Below are 16,152 nucleotides of genomic sequence, written 5' to 3' on the forward strand. Positions count from 1 at the left end.
CGGCCACCCGGTCCGGTCGATGGCCGGGCCGGGGGCGGGGGTTCAGACGGGCCGGGTGCCGTAGGCGCCGAGGCCGTGCTCGACCAGGGCGAAGCCGCGGCGGGCGTTCTCGACGGCCTCCGGGAGCACGTCGGCCGCCCGTTCGCCGGCCAGCATCCGGCGGTGGTTCTCGTCGATCAGCGCCAGCCGCACGCCCATCAGCTGGGCGGCCGCGACCCGGGCCGTGAGCCGGTCGCCGGCCGGGTCCTGGGCGAGCAGCTCGGTGGCGAGCAAGTCGTTGGCCGCGACGCCCCACCCGGTGGTGGCGCGCAGCGCCAGCGCGGGCGTCCGGTGGATCAGCCGGACCACGTCGAGCACGAAGCGGTCGTCGCTCAGGCCGGTGGTCGGGTCGAACCGCTCCAGGGCGGTCAGGAAGTGGGTGCGCACCGCGGCCACCGCCGAGACGCCGGGGGCGCGATCGCGGACCACCTCGGCGGCTTCGCCGGTGTGCTGCTCCATCGGGCCCATGACCAGGTCTTCCTTGGAGGGGAAGTAGTTGAAGACGGTCATCTTCGAGACCTCGGCCGCGGCGGCGATCTCGGCGACCGAGACCTCGTCGAAGCTCCGCTCGGCGAACAGGCTGATCGCGCTGCGCCAGATCCGGATGGCGGTCTGGCGCTTCTTGCGTTCGCGCAGGCCCAGGGCCGCGTCTGCCGGCTCTGCTGCTTCGGGGTCGGTGGTGGTCGCGGTGCGCTTCGCCATGACAGGACTGTACCAGGATCAAAGATTGACCGGGATGAATGATGGACTCGGATGAAGAGTTGACCCCAGCGAAGAATTGACCGAGTCAAAAATCCCTGCCATGGTGAGGGCGGGCCGCCGAGCCGCACCCTCCCGGTGCCGTTCGGTCCGCCTCCGAACGCCCGAATTCCACGATCCCCGGGGGGACTTCCGATGGCCGCCACCGCGCCGGCAGCAGCTCTGATGACGGAGCCCCAGCGCAAGCTGGGCATGCTGCTCTGCCTGATCACGATCATCCTGGCGGTGCTCGACATGAACATCGTGTCGGCCGCCACCGTGCCGATCGTCCGGGACCTCGACCCGGTCCACGGCGTCGACCGGCTGCCCTGGCTGGTCAGCGCCTTCGCGCTGGCGGCGACGGCGCTGCTGCCGCTCTACGGCAAGCTCTGCGACGTGTACGGCGCCAAGCGGGCGCTGCTCGGCGCGGTCGGCGTCTTCCTGCTCGGCTCGGCACTCTGCGGAGCGGCGCAGTCGATGACCCAGCTGATCGCCTTCCGGGCCGTCCAGGGCATCGGCGGCGGCGGGCTGATGAGCGTGACCATGGTGGTGATGGCGCAGCTCAAGGATCCGGGGGAGGCGAAGGGCGGCGGAGGCGGCATGGGCGGGTTGGTCGGCGGTGCCGGCATGGCCGTCGGCCCGCTGATCGGCGCGCTCCTGGCGGACCACCTCGACTGGCGCTGGATCTTCTACGTCAACCTGCCGCTCGGCCTGCTCGTCCTGGTCGGCTCCGCGGTGCTGCTCAAGCTCCCGCGCTCGGCCGGCCGGCGCGGTCTGGACTTCCCCGGGGCCGCCCTGGCGGCCGCGTTCGCCACCGGGCTGCTGCTGGTGACCGAATGGGGCGGCAAGACCTACGCCTGGACCTCTCCCGAACTCCTCGCCCTGGCCGCCGGAACCCTCGCCGCACTCGGCCTCTTCCTGTGGCGCCAGGCCACCGTCGCGGAGCCGGTACTGCCGCTCTCGCTCTTCCGCGTCCCGGAGATCCGGATCGGCTTCGCGGTGCAGGGGCTGGTCGGGATGGGCCTGATGGGCGCGATCATGTACGTGATGCTGTACCTGCAGGTGGCCCGGGGGGTCGCCGCGACCTCGGCCAGCCTCTACCTGATCCCGATGGCGCTCGGTATGACGGCGGTCGGGCTCGTGGTCGACCGGCTGACCGCGCGGGGCTGGTCGGTCCGCGCGGTCCTGGTCTCCGGCGCGGCCTGCGCCACGGCGGCCCTGCTGCTGCTCGGGCTGAGCGGCCCGGACACCTCGCTCTGGCTGGTGCGGGCCGAACTCGTCCTGCTCGGTCTCGGCCTGGGCCAGCTGATCGGCCACCTCATCGGTGTCGTCCAGGAGGCCGCCCCGGCACACCAGTTGGGGGTCGCGACCACGGGCATCCGGTTCTTCCAGACGCTCGGCAGCGCGCTGGGTGCCGCGTTCTTCGGCACCGTGCTGGCCCGGGCCTTCGACAGCGGCGAGCCCGGCACCGCGCTCGGCGCGGTGGGCGGTCTGACCGGCGCGGCCCGGTCCCACGCGGTGCACAGCTTCATCGACGCGGTGGACGTGGTGTTCTTCTCGGCGGCGGGGGTGATGGCGCTGGCCCTGGTGCTCGCGCTGCGGCTTCGCCCGCGCCCGGTGGCCGAGCCGCTGCCGGAGCGGCAGGTGCTCGCCGCCTGAGCGGGAGCGGGTGGAGCGGGGCCCCGGCGGACGCCTGTCCGCCGGGGCCCGCGGGCGTCAGGGGGTGGGCTTCCACTCGCGTGCGAGCAGCGACCAGATCTCGGAGTCCTGGTGGACGCCGTTGGCCAGGTACGCCTCCCGCAGCGTGCCGTCGAGCCGCATGCCCAGCCGCTGGGCGAGCGACCGGCTGCGGATGTTCGCCGGGCTGGTGTGCCACTCGATCCGGTGCAGGCCGCGGGTGGTGAACGCGTAGTCGATCAGGTGGCGGACGGCGGCGGCGACCAGGCCCCGGCCCTCGCCGGCGGGCTCCGTCCAGACCCCGATCTCGGCGGTGCCGGTGGCGGTGCTGAAGGTCACGAACATCGTGCCGCCGACCAGCGTGCCGTCCAGCCAGATCCCGTAGAGGCGGGCGGCGTCGGCGGCCTGCCGGTCGGCGTAGCCCTGCAGGGTGGCGCGGGCCGACTCCAGGTCGGTGGAGCGGTCGGCCCAGCTGATCCACGGCTTCAGGTGGGCGCGGGAGCGGTCCATGTTGGCCAGGAACTCGGCGGCCTGCCACGGTTCCAGGGGGCGCAGCTCGGCATGGTCGGCGAGCGGGACGGCGAACATCGGCGGGCCTTTCGGGGGGTGGGGCTGCGGGCGGTGGTGCCGCGTGGGACGGGGCTTCGTGCGGCGGTGTGCCGCGGGAGGGGCGGTGGTCCGGCCGGGCCGGTCGTCCCAACATACATAACAAACGTTTGGTAGGTACCATAGCGCCCATGACACCAGCCCGGGGAGACCATGAAGCCCGACGTCGCGATGTGTCCGAGGCGGTCTGGCGGGTGCTGTCCGCGCGGGGCTTCGAGGGGCTGACGCTGCGCGCCGTGGCCGCCGAAATGGGCGCCTCCACCGGACTGTTGACGCACTACTTCCCCAACAAGCGGGCGCTCGTGGCGCACGCCCTCGACGTCCTGGACCGGCGCTCCCAGGAGCGGCCGCGCCGGATCGCCCCGGGGGACGGCAGCCCGCCGCCGCCCGCCGGACTGCCCCGGCTGCGGGCGGCGCTGCTCGACATCCTCCCGCTGGACGGGGCCGCCGCGGCCGGCAACCGGATCTGGGTCGGCTCCTGGGACGTGGCGCTGGCCGACCCGGAGCTGGCCACCGCGCACGCGGCGCGGTACGGGCGGGCGCGGGCGCTGCTGACCGAGTCGGCGGCCGACGCGCAGCGGCTCGGGGAACTGCCGGGCGACGTGCCGGCCGAGCAGCTCGCGGCGGGGGCGCAGGCCTTCGCGCTGGGCCTGGTCGTGCAGGCGCTGTTCGCGCCGGGGGAGTTCCCGCCCGAGCGGCAGACGGCACTGCTGGACGCCTACCTGGCGGGACTGACCGGGGCCGCGGGGGCCTGAACGGCGGGGGTTTCGGCAGCGGGCGCGGGTGAGCGGGGCCGGGAGCGGCGGGGCCGGACGGCGCGGGTCCGAGCGGCGGGGTGCGGGTGACCCCGGGCGGCATTGTCTGATTCGCCCGTTGTTTCCGTTCGGACCGTTGTTTCCCGTCCGAGCCGTACGGCCGGTTCGTGCCGGTGTTTCCGGCGGGCCCGTTTCCGGCGCAGCCATGACACGCATTGTCACGGGTTATGTGCGTTCGGTGTCCGGAATTCCCCGGCGGGGCGGTCGTGCTTAGCCCTCGCGGGCGGTGTGGCCTGCGGGAATTCGGGCGCGGTGCCCCCAGCAGGATTCGAACCTGCGACCTACCGCTTAGAAGGCGGGTGCTCTATCCGCTGAGCTATGGGGGCGGGACGGACGGCGCCCTGATGGGCGTGACCGTTGCCGGGATCGGGCGACGAGCGCGCGGGGCGCCCGCTGTCCGGCCCCGTGCCTGAGGGTGGGGTGGGGGTTGGCGGGGCCTTGCCCTGTCGGGGACAGGATAAGGGTGTCCAGATCCTCGGCCGGGTGTAACGACACCGTCGCGGGTGTGTCGGCTTCGGTGGAGCGGTCCGATAATCGCAGGTGAAGGCCGTGCGTGCAGCGGTCTGGCGCTCTTCGGCGCCGGACGTTGTGCACTCGTTACGGGGCTGCCGCCCCACCCGTTATGGATTCGGCACGGAGAAAGTACCCCGGTCGGCGCGGGTGGGGGGCCGTATTCGGGTTCGTTCGGTCGGATGACGTGGGCGGACGTCCGGGCAGGCCACCCCTGGGGGTGTGCCGGTAGGGCGGGAAGCGGGGCGTTTGTTGTCATGGCCGCGCAGAAGTCAGGCTGAAAGTAGGACCGGAAGGGCCGAAATTCACCCCTGTGAGTGACACCGGTTTTCCACAGGGCCGAGTTGTCCACAGGATTTCCGATCTCTCTGGTGCGCATTTCCCGGGAAGCGCACTCTCAACTCGCACCGGTTGATTCCGTACGGTGCATCGGAGAGAACGGAGCGTGTTCTGTGAACGAGACCCAGGTGACGGTGATCGGCAATGTCGCGACCGAGGTGAGCTGCACCCGGACGGCCGACGGGGTGGCGGTGGCCAACTTCCGGCTGGCGTCGACGGAGCGCCGCTACGACCGGCTGCGGGAGGGCTGGGTGGACGGCGAGACGCAGTGGGTGACGGTGACGGCCTGGCGGGCGCTGGCGGGTCATCTGATCGGCTCGCTGTCGAAGGGCGATCCGGTGGTGGTGAGCGGCCGGCTGAGGGTGCGGGAGTGGACGGAGGGGGAGGCGCGGCGCAGCAGGGTCGAGATCGACGCCCGGTCGGTCGGACACGATCTCAGTCGTGGCACCGCCGTCTTCACCTGGAGCGCGGGGCCGCGGGGCGAGCCGTCGGGGGGTCGGGAGGTGACCGTGGGCGAGGCCGTGCCGGGTTGGATCGCGGACGCACTGCAGGCGCGGAAGGCCTCGGTGGAGCCCCTGGTGGCACCCGTGCCGGTGGGCGCGGGGCCGGGCGCGGGGGTGGACGACGCGGGAACGGGAGGTGACGAGCCGGTCCCTTCGGGCTGACCGCCAGTCGGCCCCAACTGTCGACAAATATGTTGATCGAGACGGTTGTTGAACCCGCGCGCAATCACCGCACCGGTTTAGCGAAAGATCCAAAGTTTCTGGCTGATCGTCAGTTTGTGTGGATGATGGGAGCATTGATAACGATACAGATACGGAATCGTCCTGATTTCGCATGGGGGTTTGCGGACCTCTGCAGCTCAATAGGATTCGTCTGGTTCACACACATGCAGCGGCGCCACAGGGGGCGCAGCAATGCACGGCGGGCTGCCCATCGGCGCGGCCCGGCCCGGAGGGATCCCAGATGTTCCAGAGGCAGGGGCGGAGTCTTCCGCGCATAACCACTGTCATGCTCACGACCAGCGTAGCGCTGGGCGGGAGCCTGCTCGCGGCCGGTGCGGCGGCTGCGGCCGACGCACCGGGTGCGGGCGTCACGGCGGTGATCCAGCCGACCATGCAGAGCGAGGAGATCGCCATCGAGGGCGGTCACTCCGTTCAGGGTGGTCTGTTCACCCTCAAGACGGCCAACGGCGTGCTCCGTACGTACTGCATCGACATCGACCACCCGGTCGACATCACGAGCGGCGTCGAGTACCGGGAGTCGGACTGGAAGTCGAGCTCGCTCGGCCGTAAGGAGAAGGCTCAGGACGCGGCCAAGATCCGTTGGATCCTGGAGAACTCCTACCCGCAGGTCACCGACCTCAAGAAGCTGGCCGACGCGGCCGGCGTCAAGGAGGGCGAGCTCACCGCCGACGACGCCGCCGCGGGCACCCAGGCCGCGATCTGGAAGTTCTCCGACGGCAAGAACGCCACCCCGGTGGACGCGCAGGCCAAGAAGCTGCGCGACTACCTGGTCAGCGACAGCAACAAGGGCATCGCCGCCGAGCCCAAGCCCTCGCTGAGCCTCACCCCGGACTCGGTGTCGGGCAAGCCGGGCGGCAAGCTCGGTCCGTTCACCATCAACTCCAGCGCCTCCGAGGTGAAGCTCGCCCTCTCCGGTGACGCCGGGGACAAGGTGAAGCTGGTCGACAAGGACGGCAAGCCGGTCGCCGGTCTGACCGGTGGGGTCGCCAAGGACACCCAGCTGTTCCTGGACGTGCCGGCCGGCACCCCGGACGGCACGGCCACCGTGACGGCCTCGGCCGAGACCGTGGTGCCCAACGGCCGGGTCTTCCTGAGCAAGGGCTACACCCCCGAGAAGCACAGCCAGACCATGATCCTGGCCGGCTCCACCAAGCTCAGCGTGGTGGACGCGGCCAAGGCCGGCTGGAAGGCCGGCAAGGGCCCGCTGCTCGACAGCAACGCCCAGGTCGAGTGCGACTCCAACGGCGTCCGCGTCAACGTCACCAACGGCGGCGACGAGGCGGCCGGCGTGACCGTCCAGCCGGGCAAGACGGTCACCGTCCAGCCGGGCAAGAGCGAGAGCGTGGTCGTCCCGGTCGCCGAGGACACCGCCTACGCCATCACCGTCACCGGCCCGAACGGCTTCTCCAAGGAGTTCAAGGGCGTCCTGGACTGCAAGGTCACCAGCGTGACCACGCCGACCGGCAGCCCGTCGGCCAGCAAGAGCGCCTCGGCCACCCCGACCCCGAGCGGTGCGCCGACGAGCGCGGCGCCGACGACCGGTGCGCCGACCGTCGCCCCGTCCGCCTCGGCCGCGCACCCGGCTCCGGCGGCCAGCAGCCCGGCCGCGGGCACCACGGGCGGCCTGGCCGCCACCGGTGGTAACGACGCCACTCCGGTGCTCGCCGCCGTCGCCGGTGGTCTGGTCGTGGCCGGCGGTGCCGCGGTCTTCGTCCTGCGCCGCCGCGGTCGCCACGGTCGCAGCGCCGCCTGAGGCAGTGCCGCACCGAAGTACCCGAAGTACCGAATCACCGAAGTGCTGAGGCACCGGGGCACCTGAGTGCCGAGGTGCCGACGCGGTGACATGAGAGGCGCCCGCCGTCGCGGCGGGCGCCGACCACCCGGCCCGGTTCCCCGCACCCGTTGCGGGGAGCCGGGCCGCGGTGCGTCCGGAGGCGGTGCGGGGAACCGGGCCGCGGTGCGTCCGGAGGCGGTGTGTCCGGCGGCTGGGGTCGCGGGTCGGGGCGGGCGGTCCGGGGCGGATGCCCCGGCGGGGCAAGGCTGGCGGTTCGGGCTTCCGGCCGGGTGCGGCACAATGGAAGGCTGCAAGCCGAATAACTCCCCGACGACGCCGGAGCGATCTCACGTGGCGGAATACATCTACACGATGCGCAAGGTGCGCAAGGCGCACGGCGACAAGGTCATCCTTGACGACGTGACGCTCAGCTTCCTCCCCGGAGCGAAGATCGGCGTCCTCGGTCCCAACGGCGCCGGCAAGTCCACCGTGCTCAAGATGATGGCCGGTCTGGAGCAGCCCTCCAACGGCGACGCCTTCCTCTCGCCCGGTTACACCGTCGGCATGCTGCTCCAGGAGCCGCCGCTCGACGAGAGCAAGACGGTCCTGGAGAACGTCGAGGACGGCGTCAGGGAGGTCAAGGGGAAGCTCGACCGCTTCAACGAGATCGCCGAGCTGATGGCCACCGACTACTCGGACGCCCTGCTGGACGAGATGGGCAAGCTCCAGGAGGAGCTGGACCACGCCAACGCGTGGGACCTCGAGGCGCAGCTGGAGCAGGCCATGGACGCGCTGGGCTGCCCGCCCGGCGACTGGGCCGTCACCAAGCTCTCCGGTGGCGAGAAGCGCCGCGTGGCGCTCTGCAAGCTGCTGCTGGAGGCGCCCGACCTGCTGCTGCTCGACGAGCCCACCAACCACCTGGACGCCGAGTCGGTGAACTGGCTGGAGCAGCACCTGGCCAAGTACGCCGGCACCGTCGTCGCCGTCACCCACGACCGGTACTTCCTGGACAACGTGGCCGGCTGGATCCTGGAGCTCGACCGCGGCCGCGCCATCGGTTACGAGGGCAACTACTCCACCTACCTGGAGAGCAAGCAGTCGCGCCTCAAGGTCGAGGGCCAGAAGGACGCGAAGCGTGCCAAGCGGCTCCGCGAGGAGCTGGAGTGGGTCCGCTCCAACGCCAAGGGCCGGCAGGTGAAGTCCAAGGCACGTCTCGCCCGTTACGAGGAGATGGCGGCCGAGGCGGACAAGATGCGGAAGCTGGACTTCGAGGAGATCCAGATCCCGCCGGGCCCGCGTCTGGGCAGCATCGTGGTCGAGGTGGAGAACCTCAACAAGGCCTTCGGCGAGAAGGTCCTGATCGACGACCTGAGCTTCACCCTGCCGCGCAACGGCATCGTCGGCGTGATCGGCCCGAACGGTGCCGGCAAGACCACGCTGTTCAAGATGCTGCAGGACATGGAGACGCCGGACTCGGGCAAGGTCAAGATCGGCGAGACGGTCAAGATCAGCTACGTCGACCAGTCGCGCGCCAACATCGACCCGAAGAAGACGCTCTGGGAGGTCGTCTCCGACGGTCTGGACTGGATCAACGTCGGCCAGGTCGAGATGCCGTCCCGCGCCTACGTGTCGGCGTTCGGCTTCAAGGGTCCGGACCAGCAGAAGCCGGCCGGCGTGCTCTCCGGCGGTGAGCGCAACCGCCTGAACCTGGCGCTCACCCTCAAGCAGGGCGGCAACCTGCTGCTCCTCGACGAGCCGACCAACGACCTCGACGTCGAGACCCTGTCCTCGCTGGAGAACGCGCTGCTGGAGTTCCCCGGCTGCGCCGTGGTCATCTCCCACGACCGCTGGTTCCTGGACCGGGTGGCCACCCACATCCTCGCCTACGAGGGCGAGAGCAAGTGGTTCTGGTTCGAGGGCAACTTCGAGTCGTACGAGAAGAACAAGATCGAGCGGCTGGGCGCCGACGCCGCCCGTCCGCACCGGGCCACCTACAAGAAGCTGACCCGAGGCTGACACCCAGCTGTCACATCGGCCCGGCAGACTGCCCCCCGGGGCGGCCTGCCGGGCCGCGGCCCGCCGCCGATGCCTTCCGGCGGGTCACCGGACGTCGAGGAGAACACCCGTGGCACGCCACATCTACGCCTGTCCGCTGCGTTGGTCCGACATGGACGCCTTCGGGCACGTCAACAACGTGGTCTTCCTGCGCTACCTGGAGGAGGCCCGGATCGACTTCATGTTCACCCAGGCCGCCGCGGCCGGTGCCGGGGAGTTCGCGGGTGGCTCGGTGGTGGCCCGCCACGAGATCGACTACAAGCGTCCGCTGGTGCACCGGCCCGAGCCGGTCACCATCGAGACCTGGGTGACCAAGATCGGCGGTGCCTCGCTGACCGTCTCGTACGAGATCAAGGACACCGCCGAGGACGGCACCGAGACGGTGTACGTCCGGGCGTCCACCGTGGTCGTCCCCTACGACCTGGTCGAGGGCCGTCCGCGCCGGATCAGCCCGGTGGAGCGCGAGTTCCTGGGCCGCTTCACGGACGAGCCGAGCAGGGACGAGGAGCCGGCCGTCGCGGCGGCCTGAGCCCCCGGCCCGCACCACCACCCGTCACCGATACACGGATTCGAGCTGAAGCGCGTTGACCGTCACCGCCTCCCTCGCCCTCGCCGACGCCGGGGAGGCCGCCGATCTGGGCGCCTTCCTGGTCCGTCTGCTGCGCTTCGACCGGGCGGCGGCGGTGCGTCTGCAGGCGGTGGCCCCCCAGGCCGGCGGCGACGGCGTGCTGGCCGTCTTCGGCCGGCTGCCGCTGGGCAGTTCCGGCGCGCTGGCCGTCCGGACCGCACGGCTGGCCGAGCTGGTCGGCCCGGCGGACCGCACGGTCTCGGCGGGTCAGCTGCTGGACGGCCTGGACAGCGCGGAGAACACCGTGGCGCTGCCCGCGCCCGTCACCGGCCCGGCCTGGGCCGGCCTGCTGCCGCCGCGCTCCGGCTGGCGTCTGGTCGGTGAGCCGCCGGTGGTCGAGGTGTACCCCGAACTGATGGCGGGGGTGCGGGAGTTCCGCGAGCGCAGCGAGGCCGTGCCGGTCCACCACCGGACCCGTGCGGTGCTGGACGGGCTGGCCGACGAGATCTGGTCCCGGCCGGTGACCGCGCTGCCCGAGCTGCCGCTGCGTGCCGCGCACGCGGCCTATGTGATCGGCTTCCTGAAGCCGGGGGCACCGCTGACCGTGCACCGCGCCGGCGGCTGGCTGCGGCTGAGTGCCCCGGCGGGGTCGGTGGCGGTCCGTACGGCGGCCGCGCCCGGTGCCGGGCTGGGTCTCAGCCCGATGCGCTAGCGGCGGACCGGGCCCGGCGGCCACCGAACGGCAGCGACCGAACGGCGGCCGCCCAACGGCGGCGACCGACCGGTCGCGGGCGGGGTTCAGCCCGCGGTGTTGACCATCGAGGCGGCGGCGTAGGTGAGGTAGTCCCAGAGCTGCCGCTCGGCGTCGGCCGGCAGCGCCAGTTCGTCCACCGCCACCCGCATGTGCTTGAGCCAGGCGTCGTGCGCCGCGCGGTCCACCGTGAACGGCACGTGGCGCATCCGCAGCCGCGGGTGACCGCGCTGCTCGCTGTAGGTGCGCGGGCCGCCCCAGTACTGCATCAGGAAGAGGGTGAGCCGCTCCTCGGCCGGGCCGAGGTCCTCCTCGGGGTACATCGGCCGCAGCAACTCGTCCTGCGCGACGCCCTGGTAGAACCGGTGCACCAGCCGCCGGAAGGTCGGTTCGCCGCCGACCTGTTCGAAGAAGGTCTCCTCGCTGAGCGTGCCACGCCGGATCTCTTTCACCCGACCATGGTCGCAGACGGCGGCGGGGCCGTACACCGGGACCTGGGGACCAGGACCACGGGCGTACGACCCCGCCACCGTCAGGAGCCGGCTCAGACGTCTTCCCAGCGGAAGAACCGCCAGGCGATCGCGGTGAGCACGGCGGCGAACGCCAGCAGCCCGCCCATGGTGGGCAGCGCGTCCATCACGCCGCCGCCCCGGGAGAGCACCGACTGGGCCGCGGTGACCAGGTGCTTCAGCGGCAGCGCCTCGGAGATCGCCTTCAGCCAGCCGGGCATGGAGTCGGTCGGGAAGAACGATCCGGACAGGAACGACATCGGCAGCACGATGATCTGCGAGATGCCGTTGGCCGCCTCCTCGGTCTTGGCCAGCGACCCGGCCAGCAGGCCGATCGACATGAAGGCGATCGTCGCGCAGACCACCAGCGGGATGATCAGCCACCAGTCGCCGGTGAGCTGCAGCCCGAAGAACGGCAGGGTGGCGACGGCCAGGAAGACGGTCGTCTGGACCAGGGCAGTCAGCACCGAGACGGCGATCCGGGACGCCACGATCGATCCGGCGCTCACCGGGGCCAGCCGCAGCCGGCGCAGCACCTTCTTCTGCCGCCAGGACACCAGGGTCAGCGAGGCGCCGAACACCGCTCCGGTGGCCACCGCCCAGCCCAGCAGGCCGGGGGTGAGGAACTGGATCGGCTTCAGCGCGTTGTCCTCGACCTGGCCGGCGTCCAGCACGAAGGTCGCCGGCTTGCCGCTGGCGGCCTGGTTGGCCTGCTGGACGACCGAGTTGACGATGCCCTGGACGGAGCCGGCGCGGACCTGGTCCGCGGCGCTGAAGCGCAGCACGACCCTGCCGTCCGGGCCTTCCTTGATCATCGCGTCCAGGTCGCCCTTGCGGACCATCTCCAGTGCGCCGGCCTCGTCCTCGCTCCGGCTGATGGTGAGGACCTTCTCCAGCGCGGCCCGGCCGTCGCCCTGCACCGAGTCCAGCACCTGGACGGCGCCGACCTGCACCACCTTGGCGTGCGGGCTGGACGCGCCCTTGAACAGGGTGCCGAGCAGCATCAGGAACATCAGCGGGAAGAGGATCACGAAGAAGACGGCGGCGCGGTCCCGGAGGAAGGCGACCACCATCACCCGGGAGAGGCTGGCGAACGCGCTCACCCGCTCGCGCTCCGGCTGCCCGTCGGTCGCGCCGGGGGTGCCGGGGGTGCGCTGGGCGGGAACGGTCGCGCCCCGCGTGCGTTCGGCGCTCATGCGCGGTACTCCCGTCCGGTGAGCTGGAGGAAGACGTCCTCCAGGGTGGCGCCGCGGACTTCGAGCCCGCGCAGCGCGTTCTGCTCGGCCAGCACGGAGAGCACCGGGGCCGGGAGGCGGGTGGAGACGGAGAGCGAGACGCCGTCGTCCTCGACCGAGGCGATCTCGGCGTCCGTCGCCGCGAGCAGTTCGCGGGCCCGCTCGACGGTCAGCAGCCCGGACTCCACGCTGATCCGCACGGTGTCGTCGATCTCGCGCACCAGGGCGGCCGGTGCGCCGGTGCGCAGGACCTTCCCGCGGTCCATCACCGAGACGCGGTCGCAGAGCACCTCGGCCTCGTCCAGGTAGTGGGTGGTCAGCACGACCGTGCGGCCCTCGGCGTTGATGTCCCGCAGGAGGTCCCAGAGGTTGCGGCGGGCCTGCGGGTCGAGGCCGGTGGTGGGCTCGTCCAGGAAGACCAGCTCCGGGGCGTGGACCAGCGCGCAGGCGATCGAGAGGCGCTGGGCCTGCCCGCCGGACATCTTGTCGGTCATCACCCCGGCCGACTCGGTGAGGCCCACCCGCTCCAGCATCGCGTCGGCCCGCTTGGGGCCGACGCCGTAGAAGGAACCGAAGGTGCGGATCGTCTCCCGCGCCGTCAGTTTGTTGAAGAAGGCCGAGGCCTGGAACTGCACGCCGATGCGCGGCAGTAGTTTCGGATTGCGGGGCCAGGGCGCCAGCCCCAGCAGTTCGATCCGGCCCTCGTCGGGCTTGCGGATTCCTTCCAGAATCTCCAGTGTGGTGGTCTTCCCGGCGCCGTTCGGGCCCAGGATCCCGTAGAACTCGCCGACCTCGACGGTGAGGGAAACCCCGTCGACGGCCTGCACATCCCCGTACCGCTGACGGATTCCGTCGGCGGATATAGCTGCAGTCATGGGGCCTGAGCGTAGGGGTATCCGGGGGGTACGGGGGAGACCGGACGTGGGTGATTTGAAGATCATTTTGCCGGGGGTGCGCGGGGGAGCCCCGGGAGCCGTCGCGGGGGAGTCCCGGAAGCGTCCCGCCCTGGTCCGGGACCTCCGAGCCGTGCGTGTACGGCGCTACGGGCCCGCCCGGGGGACGACGACGGCGGGGCGGGACGGGAGAGGCTCCCGTCCCGCCCCGCCGTCGTCCGGGGTCAGGCGCGGTGCAGGGTGATGGTGGTCCACGCCCCGATGTGGATCCGGTCGCCGTCGTTCAGCGGGATCGCGGTGTGCGGGGCGAGCGTCTCGGCGCCGCCGTTCATCGTGGTGCCGTTGGTGGAGTCCTGGTCGACCAGCACCCAGCTGCCGTCCGCCTGTTCGGCGAGCAGCGCGTGCTGGTGCGAGGCGCCCGGGTCCTCCGGCGGGACGGAGAGGTCGATCTCCGGCACGGTGCCGCGGTGCTGGCTGCGCCGGCCGATCCGCAGCTGGCCGCGGCCGGTCAGCGGGATGCGCCGCTCGGGGCAGTACGGCGGGAAGAAGAGACCCGTCGCCTCCGGCCCGCTGCGCGCCATCATGTCGGTGAAGTAGTCGCGGTCGGCCGAGACCACCGCGATCCAGTTGGTCCGGACCGGCTCGGGCGGGGCGGGCCGGTACGGCGGCTGGTGCGCCTGCTGGGCCTGCTCCGGGTGCTGGACCGGTGGGGCCTGCTGGGCCTGCGGGGCCTGCTGGCCGTGCGGCGCGACCGGCGGAGCCAGGTTGAACGAGGTGCCGAACTCGCCGCCGCGCCCGGTCGGACCGGGCTGGGCGTAGACCGGGCCGGAGTCCTCGCGCGGCTGCTCCTGGTACGGGCGTTCCTGGTAGGAGGCCTCCTGGTACGGCTGCTCCTGGAACGGCCTGGCGGCCGGCTGCGGGTAGCCGAAGCCGGGCCCCGCCTGCTCCTGGGCGTGCGGCGGCTGGGTGGGCGGCTGCGGGCCGCCGTACGACGCCGGGATGTTGAGCGGGGGCTGCCCGGCCGCGGGCGGGGCCGCCGGGTGCGGGCCGGGGGGCGGGGGCTGGCGCAGCGCGGGCGAGGAGAGGTCGTAGTCGTACCCGCACTCCTCGCAGAACCGCCCGGTCTGCGGGCTGCGGCAGATCGGGCAGATCACCAGACCCTCGGTGAGGTCGGGGAAGCCCGGCGCGGCCGGCTGGCCGGCACCCGGCTGCACCGGCCCGCCGAACGGCGTGCCGCCGTGGCCGGGGTGCCCGTGACCGCCGTGCGCCCCCTGGCCGCCGTGACCGTCGTGACCGCCGTGCTGCGCCCCGGGCCCGCCCGGAAGGGTGCCGGGCGGCGGCGGGATCGGCGGCGGCGGTGTCATCGGGAAGCCGCAGAAGTCGCACCAGTCCTCGGCCTGCGACTCATGCCCCCTCGGGCAGATCGGCATCAGGTCCCCCCTCGTTTCCAGCCAGCTGGGGCAGCGTCCGGCCGGGCCGCGGCCCGGCCGGTACTTCAGCGGTCACTTCTTCACACGGACGGTTTTGGTCGACCGGGTCTCGAGGGTCATCGAGTCGGCCTCACTCACATTCTTACGGAACCGAACCGTACCCTCCTTCGGGTCGACCACATCCACCACCTTCTGCAACAGCTTGAACGTGCCCTCGTTCCCGGTCGCGTGCGCGATCCGGACGGCGGCGCCGAGCTTGGCGGTGGCGCGGTCGACGTCCCCGGCGCGGTGCGCCTCCAGGCCCTCCTGGATCGACGAGGCCAGCTCGGCCTGCCCGGTGTAGTGGGCGACCTGCGGGCTGATCCGGGTGGACGAGGCCAGGTCGTCCGTCCAGACCGCCTTGACCAGGCCCTGGGACAGCACCTCGGGGGTGCTTCCGGTCAGCGGCGGCAGGACGAGGCTGATCCGGGCGGCGAGCATCTCGTTGCCGACGGCGGCGGCCGGGACCTCCACGCAGACGTGGTAGTCGCGGCTCTCGTCCCCCCAGGAGCCGGTCGGGTAGTCGCCGGCCCGGGGACCGGCCTCGGTGCGGCGGCCGGTGAGGTCCTCCACGGTGGGGGCGACCTGCTTGACGAAGGTGACCACGGCGTTGGCCGGCGTCCAGATCCGCAGGGCGACATCGGCGACCTGCTTGCCCATGGCGCCTTCCATCATGGCGCGGAAGTCCTCGGCGAGGCCGGACGGTTCGGCGACGATGTCGACGGTGCCGAGCAGCGCGGAGGAGATCTTGCGCAGCTCGTCCACCCGCCAGTCGGTGCCCACCCCCCGGCAGTCGGCGGTGAAGTGGCCGGAGACCCGTTCGATGACGCGCTCCAGGTCGGCCGGCGACTCGTGCTCGTTCTTGCCGTCGGTGAGCAGGATGGCGTGCCGGATGGCGATGTCGCGGCGGGTGAGGAAGAGCGTGTCCGCCTTGGCGAGCCAGGTGCCCATCGCGGTGCCGCCGGCCGCGCTGAGCCGGCGCAGCGCCTCCTTGGCCTGGGCCCGGGTGGCCGCCGAGGCGACCGCGAGGGTGCCGTCGCCGGGGTAGATGTCCCGGGCCTCGTGGGTGCCGGCCACCACGGCGAAGGCGACGCCGTCGCGGACGGTGTCGATGGCGGCGGCGGTGGCCTCCCGGGCGCCGCGCATCTTGCTGGCCGGGTAGTCCATCGAGCCGGAGCAGTCCACCATGATCACCACGGCGGCGGAGTGCGCTCCCGCGTCCAGCGGCCCGCTGTCGGTCGCCCCGAGCGGGCGTCCGCCGGAGGTGCCGCCGCCGGTCGCGGTGACGGTGACGATGGCGTTCACCTCGCGGGCGCCGTCGGCGAGGAACGCGTTCTGGAAGATGTCCACGTCGAACCTGGGCAGGTTCGGCTTAGCCAGTGTTGCCATGGGCCGGTGGCTCCCGTCGGGTGGTCGGTTGGTGCGAAC

At 72.1% G+C, this 16,152-nt stretch carries 14 protein-coding genes and 1 tRNA gene; 7 read left to right on the forward strand and 8 right to left on the reverse strand.

Annotation, left to right across the window (positions count from 1 at the left end; translation table 11 throughout):
* Positions 1–42 precede the first annotated feature (42 nt).
* Positions 43–741, reverse strand: a complete 699-nt coding sequence (locus ACIQTO_RS21595; RefSeq protein ID WP_402390296.1) for a TetR/AcrR family transcriptional regulator — start codon at positions 739–741, stop codon at positions 43–45.
* A gap of 222 nt (positions 742–963) precedes the next feature.
* On the opposite strand from ACIQTO_RS21595, the gene ACIQTO_RS21600 reads away from it, so the two are divergent.
* Positions 964–2,436: an MFS transporter gene (locus tag ACIQTO_RS21600; protein ID WP_402390299.1), complete on the forward strand. Its 1,473-nt coding sequence runs from the start codon at positions 964–966 to the stop codon at positions 2,434–2,436.
* A 57-nt stretch (positions 2,437–2,493) separates the two neighbouring features.
* Here ACIQTO_RS21600 and ACIQTO_RS21605 read toward each other — a convergent pair whose 3' ends face one another.
* Positions 2,494–3,042: a GNAT family N-acetyltransferase gene (locus ACIQTO_RS21605; RefSeq protein WP_402390302.1), complete on the reverse strand. Its 549-nt coding sequence runs from the start codon at positions 3,040–3,042 to the stop codon at positions 2,494–2,496.
* A gap of 149 nt (positions 3,043–3,191) precedes the next feature.
* Between ACIQTO_RS21605 and ACIQTO_RS21610 the strand changes: the two genes are divergently transcribed.
* Positions 3,192–3,815 carry a TetR/AcrR family transcriptional regulator gene (locus tag ACIQTO_RS21610; RefSeq protein WP_402390304.1) on the forward strand — a complete coding sequence of 208 codons (624 nt, stop codon included), beginning with the start codon at positions 3,192–3,194 and terminating at the stop codon, positions 3,813–3,815.
* Positions 3,816–4,128: 313 nt separating this feature from the next.
* On the opposite strand, the gene ACIQTO_RS21615 is transcribed toward ACIQTO_RS21610, so the two are convergent.
* Positions 4,129–4,201, reverse strand: a tRNA-Arg gene (locus ACIQTO_RS21615).
* Between the two features lie 636 nt (positions 4,202–4,837).
* On the opposite strand from ACIQTO_RS21615, the gene ACIQTO_RS21620 reads away from it, so the two are divergent.
* From ACIQTO_RS21620 to ACIQTO_RS21640, 5 genes are all read left to right on the forward strand, one after another.
* The gene (locus tag ACIQTO_RS21620; protein ID WP_402390307.1) at positions 4,838–5,389 is read left to right on the forward strand and encodes a single-stranded DNA-binding protein; all 552 of its coding nucleotides are present in this window, start codon (positions 4,838–4,840) and stop codon (positions 5,387–5,389) included.
* A 346-nt stretch (positions 5,390–5,735) separates the two neighbouring features.
* On the forward strand, positions 5,736–7,223 hold the full coding sequence (locus ACIQTO_RS21625) for a Cys-Gln thioester bond-forming surface protein (RefSeq protein WP_402390310.1): 1,488 nt from the start codon (positions 5,736–5,738) through the stop codon (positions 7,221–7,223).
* A 372-nt stretch (positions 7,224–7,595) separates the two neighbouring features.
* On the forward strand, positions 7,596–9,260 hold the full coding sequence (gene ettA / locus ACIQTO_RS21630) for an energy-dependent translational throttle protein EttA (RefSeq protein ID WP_402390313.1): 1,665 nt from the start codon (positions 7,596–7,598) through the stop codon (positions 9,258–9,260).
* A 109-nt stretch (positions 9,261–9,369) separates the two neighbouring features.
* Positions 9,370–9,828, forward strand: coding sequence for an acyl-CoA thioesterase (locus ACIQTO_RS21635; protein WP_380579483.1), 459 nt, complete (start codon positions 9,370–9,372; stop codon positions 9,826–9,828).
* 55 nt (positions 9,829–9,883) lie between these two features.
* On the forward strand, positions 9,884–10,579 hold the full coding sequence (locus tag ACIQTO_RS21640) for a hypothetical protein (RefSeq protein ID WP_402390317.1): 696 nt from the start codon (positions 9,884–9,886) through the stop codon (positions 10,577–10,579).
* A gap of 86 nt (positions 10,580–10,665) precedes the next feature.
* Here the strand turns inward: ACIQTO_RS21640 and ACIQTO_RS21645 are convergent, their stop codons facing one another.
* The 5 genes from ACIQTO_RS21645 to ACIQTO_RS21665 form a co-directional block, all read right to left on the reverse strand.
* Positions 10,666–11,070, reverse strand: coding sequence for a globin (locus tag ACIQTO_RS21645; RefSeq protein ID WP_402390319.1), 405 nt, complete (start codon positions 11,068–11,070; stop codon positions 10,666–10,668).
* Positions 11,071–11,162: 92 nt separating this feature from the next.
* Positions 11,163–12,323, reverse strand: a complete 1,161-nt coding sequence (locus tag ACIQTO_RS21650; RefSeq protein ID WP_402390322.1) for an ABC transporter permease — start codon at positions 12,321–12,323, stop codon at positions 11,163–11,165.
* Positions 12,320–13,237 carry an ATP-binding cassette domain-containing protein gene (locus ACIQTO_RS21655; protein ID WP_402390325.1) on the reverse strand — a complete coding sequence of 306 codons (918 nt, stop codon included), beginning with the start codon at positions 13,235–13,237 and terminating at the stop codon, positions 12,320–12,322. Before ACIQTO_RS21655 ends, ACIQTO_RS21650 begins: the two co-directional genes overlap by 4 nt.
* A gap of 242 nt (positions 13,238–13,479) precedes the next feature.
* A complete protein-coding gene (locus tag ACIQTO_RS21660; RefSeq protein WP_402390326.1) occupies positions 13,480–14,685 on the reverse strand; it encodes an FHA domain-containing protein in 1,206 nt (401 codons plus the stop codon).
* Between the two features lie 72 nt (positions 14,686–14,757).
* On the reverse strand, positions 14,758–16,113 hold the full coding sequence (locus ACIQTO_RS21665) for a VWA domain-containing protein (RefSeq protein WP_402390328.1): 1,356 nt from the start codon (positions 16,111–16,113) through the stop codon (positions 14,758–14,760).
* Positions 16,114–16,152 lie beyond the last annotated feature (39 nt).

It is taken from the genome of Kitasatospora sp. NPDC091207 (genome assembly GCF_044768625.1).
Classification (GTDB): Bacteria; Actinomycetota; Actinomycetes; order Streptomycetales; family Streptomycetaceae; genus Kitasatospora.